Source organism: Rheinheimera faecalis, from assembly GCF_021290965.1.
In the GTDB taxonomy this organism is placed as follows: Bacteria; Pseudomonadota; Gammaproteobacteria; order Enterobacterales; family Alteromonadaceae; genus Pararheinheimera; species Pararheinheimera faecalis.
In genome coordinates, this window is sequence record NZ_JAJOYT010000001.1 from 348,569 (window position 1) to 367,947 (window position 19,379).

Below are 19,379 nucleotides of genomic sequence, written 5' to 3' on the forward strand. Positions count from 1 at the left end.
GCATAAGGTGGTTTTGCGCTCTGGCAGAGCCAGACAAAACCAGATATGGTATTGCTATCACGGCATTTTTTCAGGTGTACCATGCCACACGACCATCCAAAACCAAACCCAGACGACAAAACTCATCAGCATAATGCTGGCTGTAATCACGATCATGCTGCAGAGCATGAGCATAAACATGGATCTGAACATAGCCATGACGACGAACACTCCCATTCCCATGGGCTTTTCGGTCATCACCACCATCATCATGGCTCTGAATCGGGCAATATAGCCACAGCCTTCTGGCTGAACTTTAGTTTTACCATTATCGAATTTATCGGCGGCTGGTTAACCAATAGCGTAGCTATTATGGCGGACGCTATGCACGATTTAGGCGATACGCTGGCCATAGCTTTTGCCTGGTTTGCCGCTAAAGTGGCAGGCAAAGAAGCGACGCCTCGATACAGTTATGGTTACAGACGCTGGTCTTTATTGAGCGCTTTGATTAATAGCGTGATTTTAGTGCTGGGGTCCTGCTGGATTTTATACGAAGCCATACCTCGCTTGTGGGAGCCACAATTACCTCATGCGTTAGGCATGATGGGACTTGCTGTTTTAGGTGTACTGGTCAATGGTGCCGCTGTCTTTAAGCTGCGGGGTGGCAAAACTCAAAATGAAAAAATTCTGACCTGGCATTTATTGGAGGATGTTTTAGGTTGGGTTGCTGTGCTGGTCGGTTCCGTCCTGATTTATTTTACCGATTGGGCCTGGTTAGACCCGCTGTTAAGCATTGGTTTTACCTGCTTTATTCTGATTAATGTCTGGCGTAATTTACGCCGTACTCTGGCGTTGTTTTTACAGGTCAGCCCGGATCCCAAATTGGCCGCAAAAATAGAACACCAGTTGCAAGACCTGAGTTTTGTGCAGGATGTGCATCACTTGCATTTGTGGTCGCTGGACGGCGAAAAACATGTGTTAACGGCGCATTTGGTGTTAAAGGCGGAGACGGCCCCGGAGCAATTAAAAACCCATAAAGAGCAAATACGGCAGTTACTGCAGCCTTATCAGCTGGAACATACCACCATAGAGTTTGAGTTTAATCAGGAACTGTGCCGGGACCAGCATTAACCTGAATTGAAAAGGGCGCTGATACATAGCGCCCTTATGATTTCGATCTGTATCAGATTGATGATTACAATTGGCCATCCTGTAGGCTTATTTCATCCAAAGACAGTGAAAAACTTGGGATAAAAATCTGCAGGAAGTAGTTCACTTCCGGCAGAGCATAGCCTTCAAGCACAGCCTCCAGACGTTTTTTCGCCAGCACAAACTCGTGATTGCCTGCAGAGAGTTCTTCCAGAGTTTTGACATAAGCACAGACTGTATCCGCAGCCTTAACCAGCAATTTTTCATCCGGTGAATACTGCTCTGACAGCAGCAAAGACTGATAAAAAGGCTGTAATTTTTCTGGTAACATCGACAGTAGTTTCTGCTCAGCAATACGTTCTATCTTCTTGTATTCCTGCGCAATTTGCGCATTAAAGTACTTCACTGGTGTAGGTAAATCGCCGGTCAGCACTTCACTGGCGTCATGAAATAACGCCAGTGTTGCCACACGTTCAGGTTGTACTTCACCTGCAAAGATTTCGCGGCGAATCAGCGCCAGCATATGAGCAACCACAGCCACCTGATGGCTGTGCTCTGCAACATTTTCGGTATTGACGTTACGCATCAGCGGCCATCTGTTAATCAACTTCATCCGAAACAGATGAGCGAAAAAATGGCTTGGCTCTTGAGATGCGTTTTCTTGCTCAGCCTTTACGCTTCCAGTGTTGTGTTCGGTGTCCATTATTGCTGGTACCCTGGTAAAAACTGCGCTAAGCGACCAATGGCCATTTCCAGTTGTTCTTTATGGGGTAAAAACACAATACGGAAATGATCTGGCTCAGGCCAGTTAAAAGCCCGGCCATGTACCAGCAGCACTTTATGTTGACGCAAGAAATCCAGCACCAATAGCTCATCGTCTTTGATTTTGAATTTTTTACGGTCCAGTTTAGGGAATAAGTACATAGCACCTTTAGGTCGCACACAGCTGATACCGTCAATACTGGTGACCAGTTTGTGGGCTAAGTCCATCTGGTCGTACAAACGACCACCAGGTATGATCAGCTCGTTAATACTCTGATAGCCACCTAAGGCAGTTTGTACTGCATGCTGACAAGGCACATTGGCACAAAGGCGCATAGAGGCCAGAATATTCAAACCTTCGACATAGTTTTTTGCCAGATGTTTAGCGCCGGACAATAAAATCCAGCCGACGCGAAAACCTGCAATACGGTAGTTTTTCGATAAACCACCAAAGGTCAGCATAAATAAGTCGTCGGTTAACGAAGCTGTAGTGACATGTTCTGCGCCGTCATACAAAATTTTGTCGTAAATCTCGTCGCTTAACACCACCAGCTTATGCTCGCGGGCAATGGCTAACAGATCTAATAAAACCGCTTTGGAGTAGACAGCGCCCGTCGGATTATTTGGGTTAATCAGCACCAGAGCTTTAGTTTTTTTAGTGATTTTGGCGCGAATATCGGCTAAATCAGGAAACCAGTCTGATTGCTCATCACAGCGGTAATGCACAGCGTTGCCGCCAGCCAGGTTCACCGCAGCAGTCCAGAGCGGGTAATCAGGGGAGGGGATCAATACCTCGTCGCCATTATTTAAAAGCGCCTGCAACGACATCAGAATAAGTTCGGATACGCCATTGCCGATATACACGTCATCCGCATCTGCACCTAAAATACCACGTTGCTGATAATACTGTGCCACTGCAACCCGCGCAGGATAGATGCCCTGTGAGTCGCTGTAGCCCTGTGCTGTAGGCAGGTTATGGATCACGTGTTTTAAAATTTCATCCGGCGCTTCAAAACCAAAAGGCGCGGGATTACCAATATTGAGCTTTAAAATACGCTGACCTTCTTCTTCCATCCGCTTGGCTTCACGTGCCACCGGACCCCGAATGTCATAACAAACCCCATCTAATTTTGTCGAGCGCTCAATTGGCTTCATACCGCTATCCTATATACTCCGTTTGCCCCGTCGTACTTGAAGCCGCAGCTTTGTTGACTACGCTCTTCGCCCCAGTCACATAGGACAACTATGCTCCTGGGGTCTCAATCACTTGTCGCCGCGCTGCAACTCCAATTACTTAGGGTCAATTAGTTATAAATATCTTTGCTTACACCTTTTTACACGCCTAGACGTCTTTTGCAAGTATGATTGCAAAAAAAAGCGGGAAAATCAGGAGCTTTATGACAAGTCTGCGTACTATCCCTGTGGGCGCCGTGGTGGGCTGCGAGATTTTTCAGTTTTTTGAGCACACTGGTATTTATATAGGGGACGGACAAATAGTGGAGCTGGCAGGCTCTGGCCTGGTACGTTCTTTATCCTTCAACCGTTTCCTGGCAGATCGATCCGGTGCTGAATTAATTTTCGCCACTACACCAGCAGGTGAGATTATAGGTTCAGAGATTGCGGCAAACAGGGCTATAGAAAAGATTTACAGCTATCAGGATTACGACTTACTAAGGAACAACTGCCACCGTTTTACTTACAGTTGTATCAGTGGTGATTCCTTGCCGTTAACCAGCTTTTTTGATTTAAAAGAGGCTTTAAAATCATACTGGCGCTTTACACCGAATTGGATCCATACCCGTCTTACTTGAAGCCGCAGCTGTGTTGGCAGCGTTCCTCGCCCCAGTCACATAGGAACAACTATGCTCCTGGGGTCTCTGTCACTTGCCGCCTTGCTGTAACTCCAATTACTTAGGGTAGATAAAGCGCCTTAAAGGTCGTTTTAGTGATAGTTACTGGTTATCGCGCACTTCAATATCACCCACACCTACATTAGCTTCCAGTTCTTTTTTACCTTCGCCATGCAGCTGGCTTGAACTGGTGACCAACACCTGATCACGTTCATAGCGTCCTTTGCCACCTTTTATCGAGGTGTCACCTACACCAGCGTCCAGTTTAATGGAGTCGAACAAGCTGGTATCAACGTCAATATCTACTTCACCTACGCCTAAATCGACATTGATATCCGAAGTCAGATCGTCAATTTCAACTGAGCCTACACCTAAGTTTAACGAGACCGCCATATCGGCTGGCATAGTCACAGTCCAGTTTTGTTCTACGTCATCGTCATCTTCCAAATCGACTTTCAGTTTTAAGGTTGAGCCATCATCACGTATGCTGATTTCTGCATCGGACAAATCACTACTGCGGCCAAGCCAGTCTTCGTCTGGTTCGAGCTCAACCACTAAGCTGATGTCAGTACCTTTCGATACTTTGACATTAATTTCACCGACCGGAACGTCCAGCACCAGTTTGCTGAAACTTTTAGCATCGATGGTTTTTTCCAGCACTTTGACGTCATCCGCCATTACAGTTGTTGCAGATAAAGCCATAACCAGAGCAGAAATTAAACTAAGTTGACGCATGTTATTCTCCTTTTTTCATTGTTATAGCAGAGTATGCAGTTTTCTTGCCATTATGCTTTTCTTTTAAAAACATATACTTATCTAATTCATCGGAAAGGTGTCTAATTATTCCGGCCAATTTGTGGTCGAAACTACCACCAGATCTGGTTAGAATACGCGCCATTGTGGTCTCGCTGGCATCAATAGTAGTGGCGGGATCGGATAAAAGGCGAAATCAGGGTATCGCATGAAAAAAACAGAATTGAGCTTTTGGTTATTGTTATGGGCACTAGTACTTTGTGCTGCAGCTTACCCATTTCTAAAACCAGCTCCTGTTGAAGACATTGCTTCATTAGCGGATTGGCAAATGCCATCAAAGCTGGAAGCTCTGGATGCAGCTGATCAACGTAAGTTATTAAAACGACTGGCTTATCCTGTCGCTATGCCAGAGTTGTTGCCTGTCCCTGACTTTGAACAATACAAAGATGTGGTAGAAAAGAAAAAGGCATTTTTTGACTATTTATTGCCTTTTATTGAACGCGAAAACGCCAGATTATTGCATATTCGTCAGCAGATCATTGAAGTCCAGCAGAAGCTGCAACAACAAGAACTGACGGTGGAAGAGTATGCCTTTATTTATAGCTTGTACGACGAGTTCAAATTAGATTACCCGGACGTTGATGCGGAAGGCTTTCGTTTGCTGTTAAGCCGTGTCGATGCCATACCTGCTGATTTAGTCTTGATCCAGGCAGCAAAAGAATCAGGCTGGGGTAGCAGTCGTTTTGCTTTGGAAGCCTATAATTTCTTTGGGCAGTGGTGCTTTAAAGCCGGTTGTGGTGTAGTGCCACAAAAACGCAGCGCAGGAAAATACCATGAAGTCGCAGTATTTCCTCATGTGGCTGCTGCTATCAATAGTTACTTTTATAACCTCAACACTTTTTATGTGTATGAAGATTTACGTCAACTCAGAGCAAAACGCCGCGCTGAAGGCGAAGTAGCCGGGCATCATCTGGTGACAGGGTTGAGCCGGTATTCTGAGCGTGGACTGGATTACGTCAAAGAAATCCACACCATGCTTAAAGCCAATACAAAACATATAGACAGCTAATGATGAAACCTTATGTTCTGGCCAGCCTGCTGGTTGCTTTTAGTGGTTCAGCTCTGGCTGATACCGTATTTAATTACGATGGCTTTTACTCCCGGATGAAAAAGAGTGAAAAGGTCGAGTTCAGCGATATTACACTGGCCTTTATACTGCAAAAAGCCGGCACCAGTGAAGTCTGTACTGTTGATAGGGCGTTAATCACCACGGATATTTCTGAAGCTCCTTTGACCATTGCGGGCAATGGCGAGCTGATGTTGCCTTTTGACGAGATGCTGAATGTACAAAAAGCGCTGATAGTTCTAAAACAGCCTGAAGGGGCAGCAGCCTGTGATTTAAACTTTAAGCTACGTAGCAAGATGCCTGTGCCGCAACAAGCCACTGTGGCTCAGCTGCGTAAATTACAAGGCCAGTTTGATGAGCTATTGGATTCATTGGCAGGATGGGGCAAATACTGGTTACCTGATGTTTCTGGTTTAACAGTGCATTTTGCCTCAGAAGTAGTGGCGCAAAGCTCTGATGCTGCTTTGAGTCAGCAATTGTTGTGTGAACAAAACCGTTGCCGACTGTTTTTACCTGAATCTTTAGCGGATACTGCAACAGTACAGTTTTCTAAAGTGCCGGATCACGCTACACCTTTGTTGTTGCAGCCTTAATTCGATGACGGAGTTGGTGCTTTATCTGCTGACCCACAGCAGGGAGTTACAGAAAAGCACCAACACCGGCGCTTTAGTGGTGCAGGCGCTCTCAGCTTCACTAAAGATCAAGGTTGAGGTGATTGAATGGCAGCGCAAAGCAGCTGATCAAAGGCTGTTAGATTTATCTGAGAGGCAGCAGCTGGGCTTAGTGTATCCCTTGCAAGCGGATACAGCTCAAGCCTGTTATCTGCTGCAGCAAGGCCAGTATCAGGCTCAAAATCCCGCTGCTTTTACAGAGCTGCCTACTCGTCAGAATGGATCTATCAAGCACTGGGTTTTGTTGGATGCAACCTGGCAGGAAGCGGCCAAAATGCTCAGACAAAGCCCTTATTTGCAGTCTTGTTACCGCCTTGCGCTCAAACCTGACGCGCCATCCTTATACAAACTAAGACGTAATCAAAAAGCAGGTGCCTTGTGCACAGCAGAAGTGGTGATGGAACTGCTGCAGCAAACAGGATTTATAAATGAAAAAGAGCAGCTGATGCTGCTCTTTGATGAATTTAATAAGCGCTGATTATTAGCGACGGGCGGGTAAGCCCAGCTCCTAGGTCAGTTCAACAAACTGGACCGCTGTCGCAGCCGGTTCTTCTTCATCCTGTAATAAGCCAACCGGTACTTTTGGCACATCAGGTTTATCAAAAGCCATATCGCCTTCAACAGCTAAAGGGCTGTCTTTACTGATGCCGGCAAAATCAAACAGATTTTTGTCAATCATGTGAGAGGGCACAATATTCTGCATCGCCTGGAACATGGTTTCGATACGTCCTGGGAAACGTTTATCCCAGTCCTGCAGCATTTCTTTCACCACCTGACGCTGCAAACCATCCTGCGAGCCACATAAGTTACAAGGAATGATAGGGAACTCGCGGGCAACCGAATACCTTTCAATGTCTTTTTCACGGCAATAAGCCAGAGGGCGGATCACTATATGTTCGCCATTGTCGCTGATCAGCTTGGCCGGCATAGATTTCATCTTGCCGCCGTAGAACATATTTAAAAACATGGTTTCAATCATGTCGTCGCGGTGATGGCCCAATGCAATTTTAGTGGCGCCCAATTCCTTTGCTGTGCGGTATAAAATGCCCCGGCGCAGGCGTGAGCATAAAGAGCAGGTGGTTTTGCCTTCAGGAATTTTGTCTTTAACAATAGAGTAGGTATCTTCAGTCACTATCTGAAAATCCACGCCGATACGGGTTAAATAGCCGGGCAGAACATCGGCTGGAAAACCTGGTTGTTTCTGATCGAGATTTACCGCCACTATGGAAAACTGAATAGGGGCAGATTGTTGTAAATTCAGCAGAATATCCAGCAGGGTATAGCTGTCCTTACCACCGGACAAACACACCATCACCTTGTCGCCTTCTTCAATCATATTAAAGTCGGCAATCGCCTGACCTACGCCACGACGCAGGCGTTTGTGTAATTTGTTCAGGTTATATTGTGCTTTGGCTTCTGCTGCATGTGACATAAAACAACGACCCTACGGAAAAATGGCGCGTAGTATAACCAACTACGCGCCCGCTTTATAGCTCTGGAGCTGGTGGAATTTAATGTTTTGCCAGTGGGCAAATAAAACCAGCAGGTTTTACCGCCAAAACATCACAGTCGAGTCTGTCTATCACATGCTCAGCTGTGTTGCCGATGATGGCAGCGGATAAACCGGTACGGCCTATAGTGCCTATCACCACCATTTCAGCGTCCAGTTGCTGCGCCATTTTGGGGATCACATCTTCTGGCATACCTTCGAGCACATGAGTTTGCACTGCGGGCAGTTCGAATTCCAGCGCCAGCTTTTGCACGGCTTCTACATGATGAGTTTTCATGGTCTGATTGTATTCCTGTGGGTTAAATTCAGGAATTTCAATGGCGATATTGACAGGGGTGCCGGGGAAGGCATTAACCAGCTGCACTTTGCCATTCAGCAGCGCTGCCAGTTGTTTGGATTGCTGAATAATACGCTGGTTCAGCGAGCTGTGATGTGTCTGCTCACTGCCAGCATTGACTGCAGCCACTATATTGCCATGTTCAGGCCATTCATGATCTTTCACCAATAACACGGGACAAGGACATTTACGCAATATATGCCAGTCGGTTGGGGTAAAGATCATCGACTTGAGTACGTCGTGATCATGAGTGCCTTTGATCACCAAGCTGTATTCTTTTTCCAGCACAGCCTGCACTATGGCTTCGAAAGGCCTGTTATGCCAGACCACCTGAATATCAATATTCAGCCCCTGCTCTCTGTAGTCTGCAACCAGTTCACTGATCCAGAGTTCACGGTCGTTAATGACAGCCTGGCGCATCGATTCCCGCTCTTCGCCAGATAACATTGTGGTCATTTCATAGGAAAAGTCGTAAATGGACAAAAAAGCCGTCAGTTGGCAGTCTTGAAGTTTGGCCAGTTCAACAGCACGGTTCAGGGCTTTTTGTTCAGCCACTGAAGGGTCGAGTACTACCAGTACTTTAGGATATAAGGTCATATCATGCTCCTGCTAAGCTAAGGCTTACCCTGTAAGTGTAGCCAAGGTAGCGAAGGTAGGCTGATAAGTCCTTGTGCTGGATCAATAAAACCCTTGGTAGCTGTTGCCCTGTTGCAACTGTACTTTGGGTATTTCGATCTGTCAGCGAGCTATAGCGGAGCCACCAGCCAGTTTACTTAACGCATCCGGGTTACTGATACAAATCAGCTTGCCATCCACGTGTATTAAGTCGTCCTTATGGAATCGACCTAATAAACGGCTAATAGTTTCAACCGTCAGGCCTAAATAGTTACCTATTTCACCGCGAGTCATACTTAAACGGAATTCTTTTTTGGAAAAACCACGGTTGGCAAAACGTTGTGCCAGATTAGTTAAAAAGGCGGCCAGCTTCTCTTCAGCGTTCTTGCGATTCAGTAACAACAACATTTGTTGATCACCACTGATATCCTGACTCATCAGGCGCATCATTTGCTGACGAAGCTTTGGCAGTTCTCCCATCAGCTGATCCATCTGATTGTAGGGGATTTCACAGACCATAGCGGTTTCCAGCGCCTGAGCAAAGCTGGGGTGTTGTTGCTCACCTATGGCATCAAAACCAATCACATCACCTGGTAAATGAAAACCGGTAATTTGCTCTTCACCGGATTCGGTTAAGGTAAAGGTTTTAAAAGAACCGCTACGCACTGCATACAAAGAGTGCAGGGCTGTACCAGCTTCAATCAGAAAGTCACCTTTGTGCAGCGGTTTTTTGCGTTCGATAATATCGTCCAGCGTGTCCAGTTCGGCATTATTTAATGTAAAAGGCAGGCAAAGCTGACTAAAACCGCAATGTTGGCAACTTAAATTTGAACCGGACATAAGGTATTCCTTTGTGGCGACTTTCCCAGCTTAGAAAAGTCGTGGCGCTAATGCAATAGCTATAGTGTAAAGTGCATACAAGGCCAGTAATAGAGCTGCACTGGCTCTGACCCAGTTTTTATTCTTAAATCGACTCAGGCTACGGGCAAAACTACCGACGGCTAACATAGCAGGTAAGGTGCCAAGGCCAAAAGCACACATCAGTAGTGCACCTTGTAAGGCACTGCCGCTGGCCAGACTCCAGCCTAAACTGCTGTAGACCAGGCCACAAGGTAAAAAACCCCAACATAGACCATAAGCTAAGGCTTTTGGGCTGCTATCCAGAGGCAACAAGGCTTTGGAGAATGGTTGTATTTTGCGCCATAAAGCCGATCCTAGTTTTTCAAGAAAGGTTAACGCAAACCACAAGCGAGCGACGTAAAAGGCCATCAGCAACAGCATCAGGCCCGCCAGTAACTTCAGCCAGAATAAGCTAATGCCAAGTTTTACCAGCACTGCTGCACCAAAAGCGCCGGTCAATGCTCCCAACAGGCTGTAGGTTGTTAAACGACCCAGGCTGAGCATCAATTGAAGTTTGAGTTGCTGCAACAAATTCAATTGAGGCATAGAGAGTTGTAATGCGCTGGCTATACCGCCGCACATCACCAGACAGTGGCTGCTACCTAAAAAACCTATACTCAGGGCAGCCAACAGGTTAAGCGTAAGTTCTGGACTCATTGCGGAGGTTGTTTATCCGGATTCACTTCTGGTTTTACAGCTTTCTTTTCGTCTTCAAACAAGATACTCATGCCTTCTTTGTTTAAATCATCAAACTGCCGGCTGCGTACAGCCCAGAAAAAAATAGCCAGCCCAATACAGACAAAAAGTATGGCGATGGGGATCAGCACATAAATAATACTCATGCTTTAAGTAACCTCAGTGAGTTAGACACCACTAAAATAGAACTGAACGACATTCCAATGACCGCAACATAAGGCGAAACAAACCCCATGACTGCTAACGGGATAATCACCAGATTATAACCCACGGCCCACCACAGGTTTTGTTTTACGATACGCTGCGCCAACACTGCGCCTTCAATCAGTTCCTGTACTAAATTCAAATCATTATGCAGTAATACCACATCAGCCTGGTTTTTGGATAAATCAGTGCCTGAATCCAAAGCCACAGACACATGGGCGGCATGAAAACAAGGACTGTCATTAATGCCGTCACCTAACATCAGCACCTTATCGCCTTTTGCCACAGCCTGACGGATATGGTCAACTTTTTGCTCTGGGCTGCAGCCTTTAAAGACCTGATCAAACTCCAGTTGCTGCTGTACTGCTTCTACTTGAGCAGAAGAATCGCCTGTCAGCATAGACAAAGCTAAACCACGTTGTTTTAACGCTTTAACAAGTGCAGGGACTTCAGGGCGCAACGCATCTGACAGTTCAACAGTGAACACTAATTGATTATTGATGCAGCAGCAGACGGCGGCACTCTCATTTTGTACGCCACAAAAAGCGGCGCTGCCAACTTTGACATCAGCGCTTGTTCCATCATGCTGTACCCAGTGTGCCGATAAACCAGAACCTACATGCACCTGCACCTGTTCAACTTTGATAGTCGTGGTTAGATATGTCGAAAAGGCTTTGGCTATAGGATGTTCTGAATAAGCTTCAACCCGTGCAATCAGGGCTAACAAAAAGTCTTCGCTGTACGCTGTATCATGCAAGTGAGTGCGTTGAATACTAAAACGGCCTTGCGTCAGACTGCCGGTTTTATCCAGAAAAATGGAATTGAGCTGTGGCAATATTTCCAGCACCTGCTGATTTTTGATTAGGATCCCTTTGCGGTTGAGGCGCGCTAAAGCACAGGTGATAGCAGTAGGAGTCGCTAGGGTTAAAGCGCAAGGGCAGGTGGCGACCAATACAGATAAGGTCACCCAAAAAGCTCTGTCTTGATCCAGCCAGAAATACCAAAGTAAAAAAGTAGCAAAAGCGATAATCAACAAGCGCTGGATAAAAAAGCGCGCCAGCTTCGTGGTTTTTTCCACAATCTGTGGTTTTTGATTCAGAGTCTGTTGTTGCAGTTCGATGATTTGGCCTAAACGCGAATGAGCCAAGGCCTGATGCACTGTCACTTTCAGTACACCATCATGGTTAATGCTGCCAGCCATGACGGTATCGCCCGAAGCCTTGTTCACCGCCTTGTATTCGCCGGTGAGCATCGATTCGTCCACCGAACTTTGCCCCGACAACACCACGCCATCTGCTGCTATGGTTTCACCAGCTTGCACCAGAATAATTTGGCCTGCTTCTAACCGACGGGCCGAGGTAGGAACCAGTTCATCGCCTTGCACCAGTCGGGCGGATACCGGCATGATTTTTAATAAGTTTCCGGTAGCAGCCCGGGCTTGTGTTCTGGCGCGGAATTCAAAAAACTTACCCAGTTGCAATAAAAATACAAACATACAAACGGATTCAAAATACACTTCGCCTGTATCGAATACAGTGGCGTATGCAGAAGCGAGGAAGGTGTAAAAGACGGCCAGTGTAACAGGCACATCCATATTCAGCTCGCGGCCTTTAATGGCCCGCCAGGCACTTAAGGTAAAAGGTTTAGCGCTGTAAAACACCACAGGAGTGGTCAGAAATAAACTGATCCAACGTAAATAACCTTCAAATTCAGGTTCTATGCCGGTGTAATCACCAAAATACAAACCAAAGGCCAGCATCATCACCTGCATACTCATAAAACCGGACACAGCCAGACGTTTTAAAAAACGACGCAATTCGGCTTGCTGAACGGCTTCTTCCTGATCCGCCATAAAAGGCGATGCCTGATAACCAAGTTGGTTGATACTGTTGAGTAAATCGCTGAGCTTAAGTTGTTTTACATCCCAACTGACCACACAACGGGCTGTGCTGGAATTGACGCTGACACTTTTAATAGCTGGATTTTTTTTAAGTTGCTTTTCAATCAACCAGGCGCAGGCTGCGCAACTGATACCCGCTATAGATAATTCAATCTGGGTCTGGTCTGCTTTATGCTGAGTCAGATCTGCCAGTACTTCGGCGCTGTCATAATTAATCAGCTGTAACTGATCAGGCACAAGTTGTGCTTTGCTGGCAGGGGCAGTACGAAACTTGTAATAATCGCCAAGGCCCTGATCAATAATGGTTTCAGCGACGGCTAAGCAACCAGGGCAACAAAATTGCCGTGGTTGTTGCTCTATGCTAAGGCTAAAGTCTGAACCAGCCGGTATGGCTTCATTGCAGTGAAAACAACCTGTATACGACACTGTTAATATCCCAGTTTAAATTCACCTTGTTGTGGCAGCATCACACTTGCCCGTAGTTTCCAATCTTTGTGCTCATCTGATACCACCAGATTCCATTTACCGTCCAGCGCCTTAGGTAAAGTGGCGACATACAGATTTTCGCCGCTACGCTCTGCGGTCACGACAAAATCATTGGCGGCTATCGTATTGTGGAAAAATTCCAGCTGCAGATGTTGCCCTAAGGTTTTATTTTGTTCAAATCGTACTATCACCTGATTGGCGGCAATCAAAGTGCTGGCGTGTAAATTCCGTAATTCAGCCTCACGGTACTTGGCTAAATTCATATTAATAGCCCGGCCTTCTTTGTAGTAATCATCAATTACCAGGTCCGGATTATTTTGCTGCATGATGTAAATGGTATGGCCACCTTTGATAAAGGAGACGATAGGGAAGGCGATCAATAACCAGGGCCACAGCTGTTTGTACCAGGGTTTTGTATCATGCAACATCAGGTATTCCTCTCTCAGATAGCAATAAGCCCCACAAAGCGGGGCTTATTGTAATGCACTCACATCAAAGATTACTTAGAACTTTCTTCTGGACGTGATAAACGGTAAACGTAAGCAGAGATAATATGGATTTTGTCTTCACCTAAAATCTCTTTAAACGCAGGCATCTGACCGTTACGGCCTTTATTCAGCGTTTCTTCTACGGCACCGTGCGAACCACCATATAACCAGGTGTTGTCCGTCAGGTTAGGTGCGCCAAACGGCAGGTTATGGGCTAAGCTGCCTTTACCATCTGCACCGTGACAAGCTGCACACATGCCAAACTTCATTTTGCCGGCTGCTGCATCTTTATCATTTACCTTACGGCCTGACAGGCTTAATACATAAGCTGTCATTTCTTTTACGCCTTGTTCACCCAAAGCATCACCCCAGGCTGGCATCGCCGCTTTACGGCCATACAGCAGAGTTTCTTTGATCTTGTCCGGCGTACCGCCATATAACCAGTCATCGTCTGTCAGGTTAGGGAAACCACGCTGACCACGGGCGTCTGAACCATGACACTGAGCACAGTTTTGCAGGAACAAACGTTGACCTACTTTCAGTGCGTTGGTGTCATAAGCCAGATCAAGAATGTCACGGCTGGTGTACTTCGCAAACTCTTTGGCATAAGTTTCGTTGGCCGCATCATATTCACGATCCAACTGTACGTTTTTGCCGTCCAGTTTGTTTTGTTCTACAGCAGCTTTGGATTCAGCCAGGTTTTTAATGCCCTGGTTTGAACTGGTCCAGTTTAAAAAGCCTTTGTAGTTACCCAAGCCAGGGTAGGCGGCAAAGTAATACACCGACCAGACGATGGTGGCGTAAAACATATAAGTCCACCATTTTGGCAGCGGATTGTTAATTTCTTCAATGCCATCAAACTCATGACCAGTCGATTCGCCTTCTTTCACGCCAACGTGGTTCTTTAAGTTCCAGGTCAAAATGACGGTGCAGAATACGATACATCCAATGGATAAAATGGCGATCCAATAGCTCCAAAAGCTACTCATGATCCGACTCCTGTTTCTGTTGTTGTTTTGGTTTTTGGTCGTCTGCAAAAGGCAAATTTGCCTGTTCCTCGAAGTCTGGCTTGCGTTTTAACACAAAAAGCCAGACTACAAGACCAATAAAACCTACAAACACTAGCACGGTGAAAATACTGTGTAGGGTTGCAATATCCATCATAGTTACTTCAGCGCTGTGCCAAGGGATTGCAGGTATGCAATTAACGCCTGCATCTCTGTTTTTCCTTTGACAGACTCTGTGGCTGCTGCGATTTCTTCGGCTGAATACATCAGGCCGTCTTCATCGTTCGGCGCCATTTTGCCTTTGGTTAACTTGTTAAAGATTTCCATCTTCTTCGGAGTTAACTCGCCATCCAGCGTATTAGTCGCCAGCCATGGAAAACCTGGCATATTCGACTGAGGCACAACGTCACGTGGATTGATTAAATGCGCATAATGCCAGTCATCGCTGTAACGACCGCCTACACGGGCTAAATCAGGACCAGTACGTTTTGAACCCCATAAAAATGGATGTTCCCATACACTTTCACCGGCAACAGAGTAGTGACCGTAGCGTTCCACTTCATGACGGAACGGACGGATCATCTGGCTATGACAGTTCACACATCCTTCACGGATATAAATGTCACGGCCTTCCAGTTGCAGCGCTGTGTAGGGTTTTAAACCGTCCACAGGTTCGGTGGTTTCTTTTAAAAACAGCAGAGGAGTGATTTCAACCAGGGTACCAAAACTGATTGCCAGCACTGTGCCTATGGCTAACCAGCCTGCACTTTTCTCAAAAAATTCATGATAGTTCTTAGACACAATAAGCTCCTTACGCTGCTTCAGCTACTGGTTCCAGAGCACCATCTTTCGCTCTGATAGTTTTCACAACGTTATACGCCATGACCAGCATACCTGTGACGACAAAACAGCCACCGATAAAACGCATCAGGTAGAACGGGTAAGAGGCTTCTAAGCTTTGTACAAAGCTGTAAGTCAGAGTACCGTCAGTGTTGACAGCACGCCACATCATGCCTTGCATAATGCCGCTGATCCACATAGCAACAATGTACAGAACCACGCCAATAGTGTGTAACCAGAAGTGGGTGTTAATCAGCTTAATGCTGTACATCCGGCCCTGGTTATAGATATTCGGGATCAGGTGGTAGATAGCGCCGATAGACACCATAGCAACCCAACCTAAAGCACCAGAGTGAACGTGACCTACAGTCCAGTCCGTGTAGTGCGATAAGGCGTTTACTGACTTGATAGCCATCATCGGACCTTCGAAGGTCGACATGCCGTAGAACGACAGAGACACAATCAGGAAACGTAAGATAGGGTCAGTTTTCAGTTTATGCCAGGCACCAGACAGAGTCATGATACCGTTGATCATGCCACCCCAGCTTGGGACAAACAGGATCACTGACATCACCATACCAACAGACTGAGTCCAGTCAGGCAGGGCAGTGTAGTGCAGGTGGTGAGAACCCGCCCAAATGTATAAAGCGATCAGAGCCCAGAAGTGCACGACTGATAAACGGTAGGAGTACACAGGACGGCCAGCCTGTTTAGGTACGAAGTAATACATCATCCCCAGGAAGCCTGCTGTTAATAAGAAACCTACAGCGTTGTGACCGTACCACCATTGCACCATCGCATCCACTGCACCAGCGTACACTGAGTACGACTTAGTGAAAGACACAGGCACAGCCATGCTGTTGACTATGTGTAAGGCTGCAACGGTAATGATAAAACCACCGTAGAACCAGTTCGCCACATAGATATGACTGGTGTTACGTTTAACTAAAGTGCCAAAAAACACCACAGCGTACGAAATCCAGACCACAGCAATCAGAATGTCAATTGGCCATTCCAGCTCAGCATATTCTTTACTGCTGTTACCTATACCCTGAGGCAAGGTGATAATTGCGGCGATAATGACTGCTTGCCAGCCAATAAAAGTAAACATCGCAAGCTTTTCTGCAAAAAGCCTGACCTGGCAGGTACGCTGCACCACATAATAGGATGTGGCAAACAAGGCACTTGTACCAAATGCGAAGATTACTGCGTTAGTGTGAAGAGGACGAAGACGACTGTAAGTAAACCATGCCGTGTCGAAATTAAGTGCGGGCCAATACAGTTGCGCCGCAAGTAATACACCCAACCCCATACCGACAATACCCCACATAACTGTGGTGACGGCAAAAAGGCGGACAACGGTATAGTTGTAGTCAACATTTAACGATTTGGTCTGGCTCATGTTGAGTTCCGCTGCAGTTTATTGCTAGTGATTAAAAATTCACCCTAAGGTGACCCTTCTTATTGTTGATTAACAGTGTAGCAGCCTCCATAACTTGCAAAGCAACTAAACTACTAACCATTTTGGGGCGAAATAATACGAGTTTTGCCTTGAAAAAGATAGGCAAAACCGCCGCTTTTATGATGTAGAACAATACTGCTGGTCGCAAAATAACCAATTATAGCAATGTTTTGCGTTTCATCACGACAAGACGTTACACTCGTCACTCTTTTTTTACGGAAAATAATCAGATGAGATTGCTGCTTCTGGCTTTTTATTTGCTTTGTCTGGTCAGTTGCTCAGAGGAAAAAGCGTTACAGCAGCAAGATGTGTTGCAACTGCACAAAGATAAACAAGTCAGCGTCAGTTTAAGCCCGGCTGATGCGCCTGTAGAAGAAGTTTTAAACTGGGCTATCGAGTTGTCGGACGGCTGGCAAATCAAACAGGCAGAGGTAACAGGAGTGTCTATGAGTATGGGCACTATACCACTGTTGTTTAAAGCTGTTGATGGGCAACCGGAGTTCTATAAGGCTGAAATGGTGTTGGGTGCCTGTAGTCAACCCAAAATGAAGTGGCAATTGCAGCTTAAACTGCATCATGCCACCCAAGGGGAAAAGTTGTTGTTACTGCCTTTTTACTCCAGCTGGCCTGACTAACCCAAATAGCGGATTTGTTGTACCAGTTGCAATGGGGCTGCATTGGTCAGGCTCAGACGAGCGGTTTCAACACAAACAAAATCCAGATAACCAGAATCAGGTAAATCTTTTAATGCTGCCGCTTTTTCTGTCCATGGATTCCATAACACGCTGGCGTCATGGCCTTGCTGGGTGATCTGCACATCATTTTTTTCTTGTTTTAAGGTCAGCTCACCCGCTGTATCCAGATACACCCTGTCTACTTCTGTGGTGAACTTCAGTTCAGGCTGGTGTTGTACAAAGCGCTCACCAGCTTTTACTTTATCCAGGTAATCTCCAGACAAGGTGCTGACAGAAACCTGATGCACAGAATCCACGGTAAAATAGCTATGTAGTGCAGCTTGCTGTAACCCCTGATCCGATTTTAGCGTCAGGGTTAAAGCGGCTTCGGTTAACTGCAGGGTTAAACTTAAATAAGAAGGTGCGTTGGAATAAGGCAAAGTCTGAGCTTCTATACGCAATTCAATACTGACTGCGGTATCTGTGACTGACTGCTGCACAAGCAGCCAGAGTTCAGTGCGCACTACACCGTGATTCGGTAGCTTTTGTGCTGCAGGGTTAAACTCAGCTGCTACAGGGCCAAACCAAGGCCAGCACACAGGCACTCCACCACGGATAGGGGTGTTATTTTGCCAGACGGCTTCAGGCGATAAGTAAATAACTTCGACCTCTGCTTTTGGCTTGTAAGAAAGCAGGTGAGCGCCATAGCTACTAATCACAGCGCTAGCCTGACCACAAGTTAAGAGGTAACAGGGTAGGTCTTTTAACTGCGCAAATCCTGAAACTGCTGTAATGCTAGCGATAGTCATCTGATAATCTCAAATTCAGGTGAAAGAAAAGGCGGCTAAAAAGCCGCCTCTGCAAAGGTTCTAAAGCTTACTGACTATGTTTCATCAGTTCAACAGTGTTGTCCAGCATACGGTTACTGAAACCCCACTCGTTGTCGTACCAGGCCATCACTTTCACCAGACGACCGTTTACACGGGTTTCACTGGCATCAAAAATAGAGGACATTGGGTTGTGGTTGAAATCGACTGATACCAGTGGTAAATCGTTGACCGCTAATACCTGATTCATTGGGCTTTGCGATGCTGCTTTACGGATGATGTCGTTGACTTCTTCCACAGTAGTGTTGCGACCGGCAATAAAAGATAAATCCACTAAAGATACGTTCAGGGTAGGCACACGCACAGCTAAACCGTCAAATTTACCTTTCAGCTCAGGTACAACCAAACCTACAGCAGCAGCTGCGCCAGTTTGAGTTGGGATCATTGACATTGCGGCAGCGCGGGCACGGCGCACATCAGTGTGATACACATCACTTAAACGCTGGTCGTTGGTGTAAGCGTGAATTGTGGTCATTAAACCTGATTCAATGCCTAAGGCATCGTTTAACGGCTTAGCGATAGGAGACAAACAGTTCGTGGTGCACGAGGCATTAGAGATAATGGTCATGTCTTTAGTAATGACATCATGGTTTACGCCGTACACTACAGTGGCATCCACATCTTTCGCAGGAGCGGAGATAATGACTTTTTTTGCACCTGCGGTTAAGTGAGCACCAGCAGTCTGACGGTTTGTGAACAGACCTGTACATTCCAGTACCACGTCGATATTTAATTCAGCCCATGGCAGGTTAGCCGGACTACGTTCACTTAAGGTCAGAATTTCATCTTTGTTAACGAAAATAGCTTTGTCTGAGTGTTCTACGTCAGCGAAGAAAATGCCGTGAGCTGTATCGTACTTCAGTAAATGGGCATTAATAGCGGCATCGCCTAAATCGTTGATGGCTACAACTTTGATGTCATAATTCTTCTTTGACTCATATAAAGCGCGTAAAACGTTGCGGCCAATGCGGCCAAAACCATTAATTGCTACACGAATTGTCATAACCTATCCCAGACTGTAATTTAATTCTGTAATAAAATTACATTTTTTGTCATTCTTTTCAAGTGCAAAAAAGTTATGCA

At 46.1% G+C, this 19,379-nt stretch carries 21 protein-coding genes and 1 pseudogene; 6 read left to right on the plus strand and 16 right to left on the minus strand.

All coding sequences use genetic code 11. The features are described 5' to 3' along the window. The first annotated feature begins 81 nt into the window (after positions 1-81). A complete protein-coding gene (locus tag LSG34_RS01570) occupies positions 82-1,110 on the plus strand; it encodes a cation diffusion facilitator family transporter (RefSeq protein ID WP_233007068.1) in 1,029 nt (342 codons plus the stop codon). A gap of 64 nt (positions 1,111-1,174) precedes the next feature. On the opposite strand, the gene yfbR is transcribed toward LSG34_RS01570, so the two are convergent. Both yfbR and LSG34_RS01580 read right to left on the minus strand, forming a co-directional pair. Then, positions 1,175-1,831 carry a 5'-deoxynucleotidase gene (yfbR, locus tag LSG34_RS01575; protein ID WP_233007069.1) on the minus strand — a complete coding sequence of 219 codons (657 nt, stop codon included), beginning with the start codon at positions 1,829-1,831 and terminating at the stop codon, positions 1,175-1,177. Further along, complete coding sequence (locus LSG34_RS01580; RefSeq protein WP_233007070.1) at positions 1,831-3,045, minus strand: pyridoxal phosphate-dependent aminotransferase; 1,215 nt, start codon at positions 3,043-3,045, stop codon at positions 1,831-1,833. The genes yfbR and LSG34_RS01580 overlap by 1 nt, the downstream gene beginning before the upstream one ends. Positions 3,046-3,287: 242 nt before the next feature. On the opposite strand from LSG34_RS01580, the gene LSG34_RS01585 reads away from it, so the two are divergent. Next, positions 3,288-3,701: a lecithin retinol acyltransferase family protein gene (locus LSG34_RS01585; protein WP_233007071.1), complete on the plus strand. Its 414-nt coding sequence runs from the start codon at positions 3,288-3,290 to the stop codon at positions 3,699-3,701. Positions 3,702-3,842: 141 nt separating this feature from the next. On the opposite strand, the gene LSG34_RS01590 is transcribed toward LSG34_RS01585, so the two are convergent. Continuing rightward, entirely contained in the window at positions 3,843-4,475 is a 633-nt protein-coding gene (locus LSG34_RS01590; protein WP_233007072.1) for a hypothetical protein, read from the minus strand. Positions 4,476-4,701: 226 nt separating this feature from the next. Here LSG34_RS01590 and LSG34_RS01595 point away from each other — a divergent pair, with 226 nt between their 5' ends. The 3 genes from LSG34_RS01595 to LSG34_RS01605 are packed head-to-tail and all read left to right on the plus strand — an operon-like array spanning position 4,702 to position 6,768. After that, on the plus strand, positions 4,702-5,562 hold the full coding sequence (locus LSG34_RS01595) for a glucosaminidase domain-containing protein (RefSeq protein WP_233007073.1): 861 nt from the start codon (positions 4,702-4,704) through the stop codon (positions 5,560-5,562). After that, a complete protein-coding gene (locus LSG34_RS01600; RefSeq protein WP_233007074.1) occupies positions 5,562-6,212 on the plus strand; it encodes a DUF2987 domain-containing protein in 651 nt (216 codons plus the stop codon). The genes LSG34_RS01595 and LSG34_RS01600 overlap by 1 nt, the downstream gene beginning before the upstream one ends. Positions 6,213-6,216: 4 nt before the next feature. Beyond that, the gene (locus LSG34_RS01605; protein ID WP_233007075.1) at positions 6,217-6,768 is read left to right on the plus strand and encodes a DTW domain-containing protein; all 552 of its coding nucleotides are present in this window, start codon (positions 6,217-6,219) and stop codon (positions 6,766-6,768) included. A gap of 30 nt (positions 6,769-6,798) precedes the next feature. On the opposite strand, the gene ttcA is transcribed toward LSG34_RS01605, so the two are convergent. The 11 genes and pseudogenes from ttcA to ccoN all read right to left on the minus strand — a co-directional run bounded on the left by ttcA (position 6,799) and on the right by ccoN (position 16,675). Further along, positions 6,799-7,722: a tRNA 2-thiocytidine(32) synthetase TtcA gene (gene ttcA, locus LSG34_RS01610; RefSeq protein WP_233007076.1), complete on the minus strand. Its 924-nt coding sequence runs from the start codon at positions 7,720-7,722 to the stop codon at positions 6,799-6,801. 79 nt (positions 7,723-7,801) lie between these two features. Next, positions 7,802-8,734 carry a universal stress protein UspE gene (gene uspE / locus LSG34_RS01615; RefSeq protein WP_233007077.1) on the minus strand — a complete coding sequence of 311 codons (933 nt, stop codon included), beginning with the start codon at positions 8,732-8,734 and terminating at the stop codon, positions 7,802-7,804. Between the two features lie 141 nt (positions 8,735-8,875). Next, positions 8,876-9,595: pseudogene (fnr, locus tag LSG34_RS01620) on the minus strand (fumarate/nitrate reduction transcriptional regulator Fnr); the annotation flags it as partial. A gap of 27 nt (positions 9,596-9,622) precedes the next feature. Then, positions 9,623-10,309, minus strand: a complete 687-nt coding sequence (locus LSG34_RS01625; protein ID WP_233007079.1) for a sulfite exporter TauE/SafE family protein — start codon at positions 10,307-10,309, stop codon at positions 9,623-9,625. After that, the gene (gene ccoS, locus LSG34_RS01630; protein ID WP_233007080.1) at positions 10,306-10,494 is read right to left on the minus strand and encodes a cbb3-type cytochrome oxidase assembly protein CcoS; all 189 of its coding nucleotides are present in this window, start codon (positions 10,492-10,494) and stop codon (positions 10,306-10,308) included. Before ccoS ends, LSG34_RS01625 begins: the two co-directional genes overlap by 4 nt. Then, positions 10,491-12,878, minus strand: a complete 2,388-nt coding sequence (locus LSG34_RS01635; protein WP_233007081.1) for a heavy metal translocating P-type ATPase — start codon at positions 12,876-12,878, stop codon at positions 10,491-10,493. The genes ccoS and LSG34_RS01635 overlap by 4 nt, the downstream gene beginning before the upstream one ends. 2 nt (positions 12,879-12,880) lie before the next feature. Beyond that, entirely contained in the window at positions 12,881-13,366 is a 486-nt protein-coding gene (locus LSG34_RS01640; RefSeq protein WP_233007082.1) for a FixH family protein, read from the minus strand. A 71-nt stretch (positions 13,367-13,437) separates the two neighbouring features. Further along, positions 13,438-14,415, minus strand: a complete 978-nt coding sequence (ccoP, locus tag LSG34_RS01645; protein WP_233007083.1) for a cytochrome-c oxidase, cbb3-type subunit III — start codon at positions 14,413-14,415, stop codon at positions 13,438-13,440. Next, positions 14,408-14,590 carry a cbb3-type cytochrome oxidase subunit 3 gene (locus LSG34_RS01650; RefSeq protein WP_343897391.1) on the minus strand — a complete coding sequence of 61 codons (183 nt, stop codon included), beginning with the start codon at positions 14,588-14,590 and terminating at the stop codon, positions 14,408-14,410. Before LSG34_RS01650 ends, ccoP begins: the two co-directional genes overlap by 8 nt. Before the next feature lie 2 nt (positions 14,591-14,592). Then, positions 14,593-15,234 (minus strand): cytochrome-c oxidase, cbb3-type subunit II, encoded by a 642-nt coding sequence (gene ccoO / locus LSG34_RS01655; RefSeq protein WP_233007084.1) that lies wholly within the window; start codon positions 15,232-15,234, stop codon positions 14,593-14,595. A gap of 10 nt (positions 15,235-15,244) precedes the next feature. Next, positions 15,245-16,675: a cytochrome-c oxidase, cbb3-type subunit I gene (gene ccoN, locus LSG34_RS01660; protein WP_233007085.1), complete on the minus strand. Its 1,431-nt coding sequence runs from the start codon at positions 16,673-16,675 to the stop codon at positions 15,245-15,247. A 290-nt stretch (positions 16,676-16,965) separates the two neighbouring features. Here ccoN and LSG34_RS01665 point away from each other — a divergent pair, with 290 nt between their 5' ends. Further along, positions 16,966-17,370, plus strand: coding sequence for a hypothetical protein (locus LSG34_RS01665; protein WP_233007086.1), 405 nt, complete (start codon positions 16,966-16,968; stop codon positions 17,368-17,370). On the opposite strand, the gene LSG34_RS01670 is transcribed toward LSG34_RS01665, so the two are convergent. Beyond that, a complete protein-coding gene (locus tag LSG34_RS01670; protein ID WP_269822739.1) occupies positions 17,367-18,218 on the minus strand; it encodes a D-hexose-6-phosphate mutarotase in 852 nt (283 codons plus the stop codon). The two genes, LSG34_RS01665 and LSG34_RS01670, sit on opposite strands and share 4 nt — an antisense overlap. Positions 18,219-18,285: 67 nt before the next feature. After that, the gene (gap, locus tag LSG34_RS01675; RefSeq protein ID WP_233007088.1) at positions 18,286-19,299 is read right to left on the minus strand and encodes a type I glyceraldehyde-3-phosphate dehydrogenase; all 1,014 of its coding nucleotides are present in this window, start codon (positions 19,297-19,299) and stop codon (positions 18,286-18,288) included. Between the last annotated feature and the right edge of the window lie 80 nt (positions 19,300-19,379).

Excerpts from the sequence above, each read along its gene's own strand:
- ccoN (WP_233007085.1), bottom strand. The coding sequence starts at position 16,675 with ATGAGCCAGACCAAATCGTTAAATGTTGACTACAACTATACCGTTGTC.
- LSG34_RS01580 (WP_233007070.1), bottom strand. The coding sequence starts at position 3,045 with ATGAAGCCAATTGAGCGCTCGACAAAATTAGATGGGGTTTGTTATGAC.
- ccoS (WP_233007080.1), bottom strand. The coding sequence starts at position 10,494 with ATGAGTATTATTTATGTGCTGATCCCCATCGCCATACTTTTTGTCTGT.
- LSG34_RS01570 (WP_233007068.1), top strand. The coding sequence starts at position 82 with ATGCCACACGACCATCCAAAACCAAACCCAGACGACAAAACTCATCAG.
- LSG34_RS01605 (WP_233007075.1), top strand. The coding sequence starts at position 6,217 with ATGACGGAGTTGGTGCTTTATCTGCTGACCCACAGCAGGGAGTTACAG.
- LSG34_RS01585 (WP_233007071.1), top strand. The coding sequence starts at position 3,288 with ATGACAAGTCTGCGTACTATCCCTGTGGGCGCCGTGGTGGGCTGCGAG.
- LSG34_RS01595 (WP_233007073.1), top strand. The coding sequence starts at position 4,702 with ATGAAAAAAACAGAATTGAGCTTTTGGTTATTGTTATGGGCACTAGTA.
- LSG34_RS01625 (WP_233007079.1), bottom strand. The coding sequence starts at position 10,309 with ATGAGTCCAGAACTTACGCTTAACCTGTTGGCTGCCCTGAGTATAGGT.
- LSG34_RS01590 (WP_233007072.1), bottom strand. The coding sequence starts at position 4,475 with ATGCGTCAACTTAGTTTAATTTCTGCTCTGGTTATGGCTTTATCTGCA.
- gap (WP_233007088.1), bottom strand. The coding sequence starts at position 19,299 with ATGACAATTCGTGTAGCAATTAATGGTTTTGGCCGCATTGGCCGCAAC.
- ttcA (WP_233007076.1), bottom strand. The coding sequence starts at position 7,722 with ATGTCACATGCAGCAGAAGCCAAAGCACAATATAACCTGAACAAATTA.
- LSG34_RS01600 (WP_233007074.1), top strand. The coding sequence starts at position 5,562 with ATGATGAAACCTTATGTTCTGGCCAGCCTGCTGGTTGCTTTTAGTGGT.
- LSG34_RS01665 (WP_233007086.1), top strand. The coding sequence starts at position 16,966 with ATGAGATTGCTGCTTCTGGCTTTTTATTTGCTTTGTCTGGTCAGTTGC.
- LSG34_RS01670 (WP_269822739.1), bottom strand. The coding sequence starts at position 18,218 with ATGACTATCGCTAGCATTACAGCAGTTTCAGGATTTGCGCAGTTAAAA.
- LSG34_RS01640 (WP_233007082.1), bottom strand. The coding sequence starts at position 13,366 with ATGTTGCATGATACAAAACCCTGGTACAAACAGCTGTGGCCCTGGTTA.
- yfbR (WP_233007069.1), bottom strand. The coding sequence starts at position 1,831 with ATGGACACCGAACACAACACTGGAAGCGTAAAGGCTGAGCAAGAAAAC.
- LSG34_RS01650 (WP_343897391.1), bottom strand. The coding sequence starts at position 14,590 with ATGATGGATATTGCAACCCTACACAGTATTTTCACCGTGCTAGTGTTT.
- ccoP (WP_233007083.1), bottom strand. The coding sequence starts at position 14,415 with ATGAGTAGCTTTTGGAGCTATTGGATCGCCATTTTATCCATTGGATGT.
- uspE (WP_233007077.1), bottom strand. The coding sequence starts at position 8,734 with ATGACCTTATATCCTAAAGTACTGGTAGTACTCGACCCTTCAGTGGCT.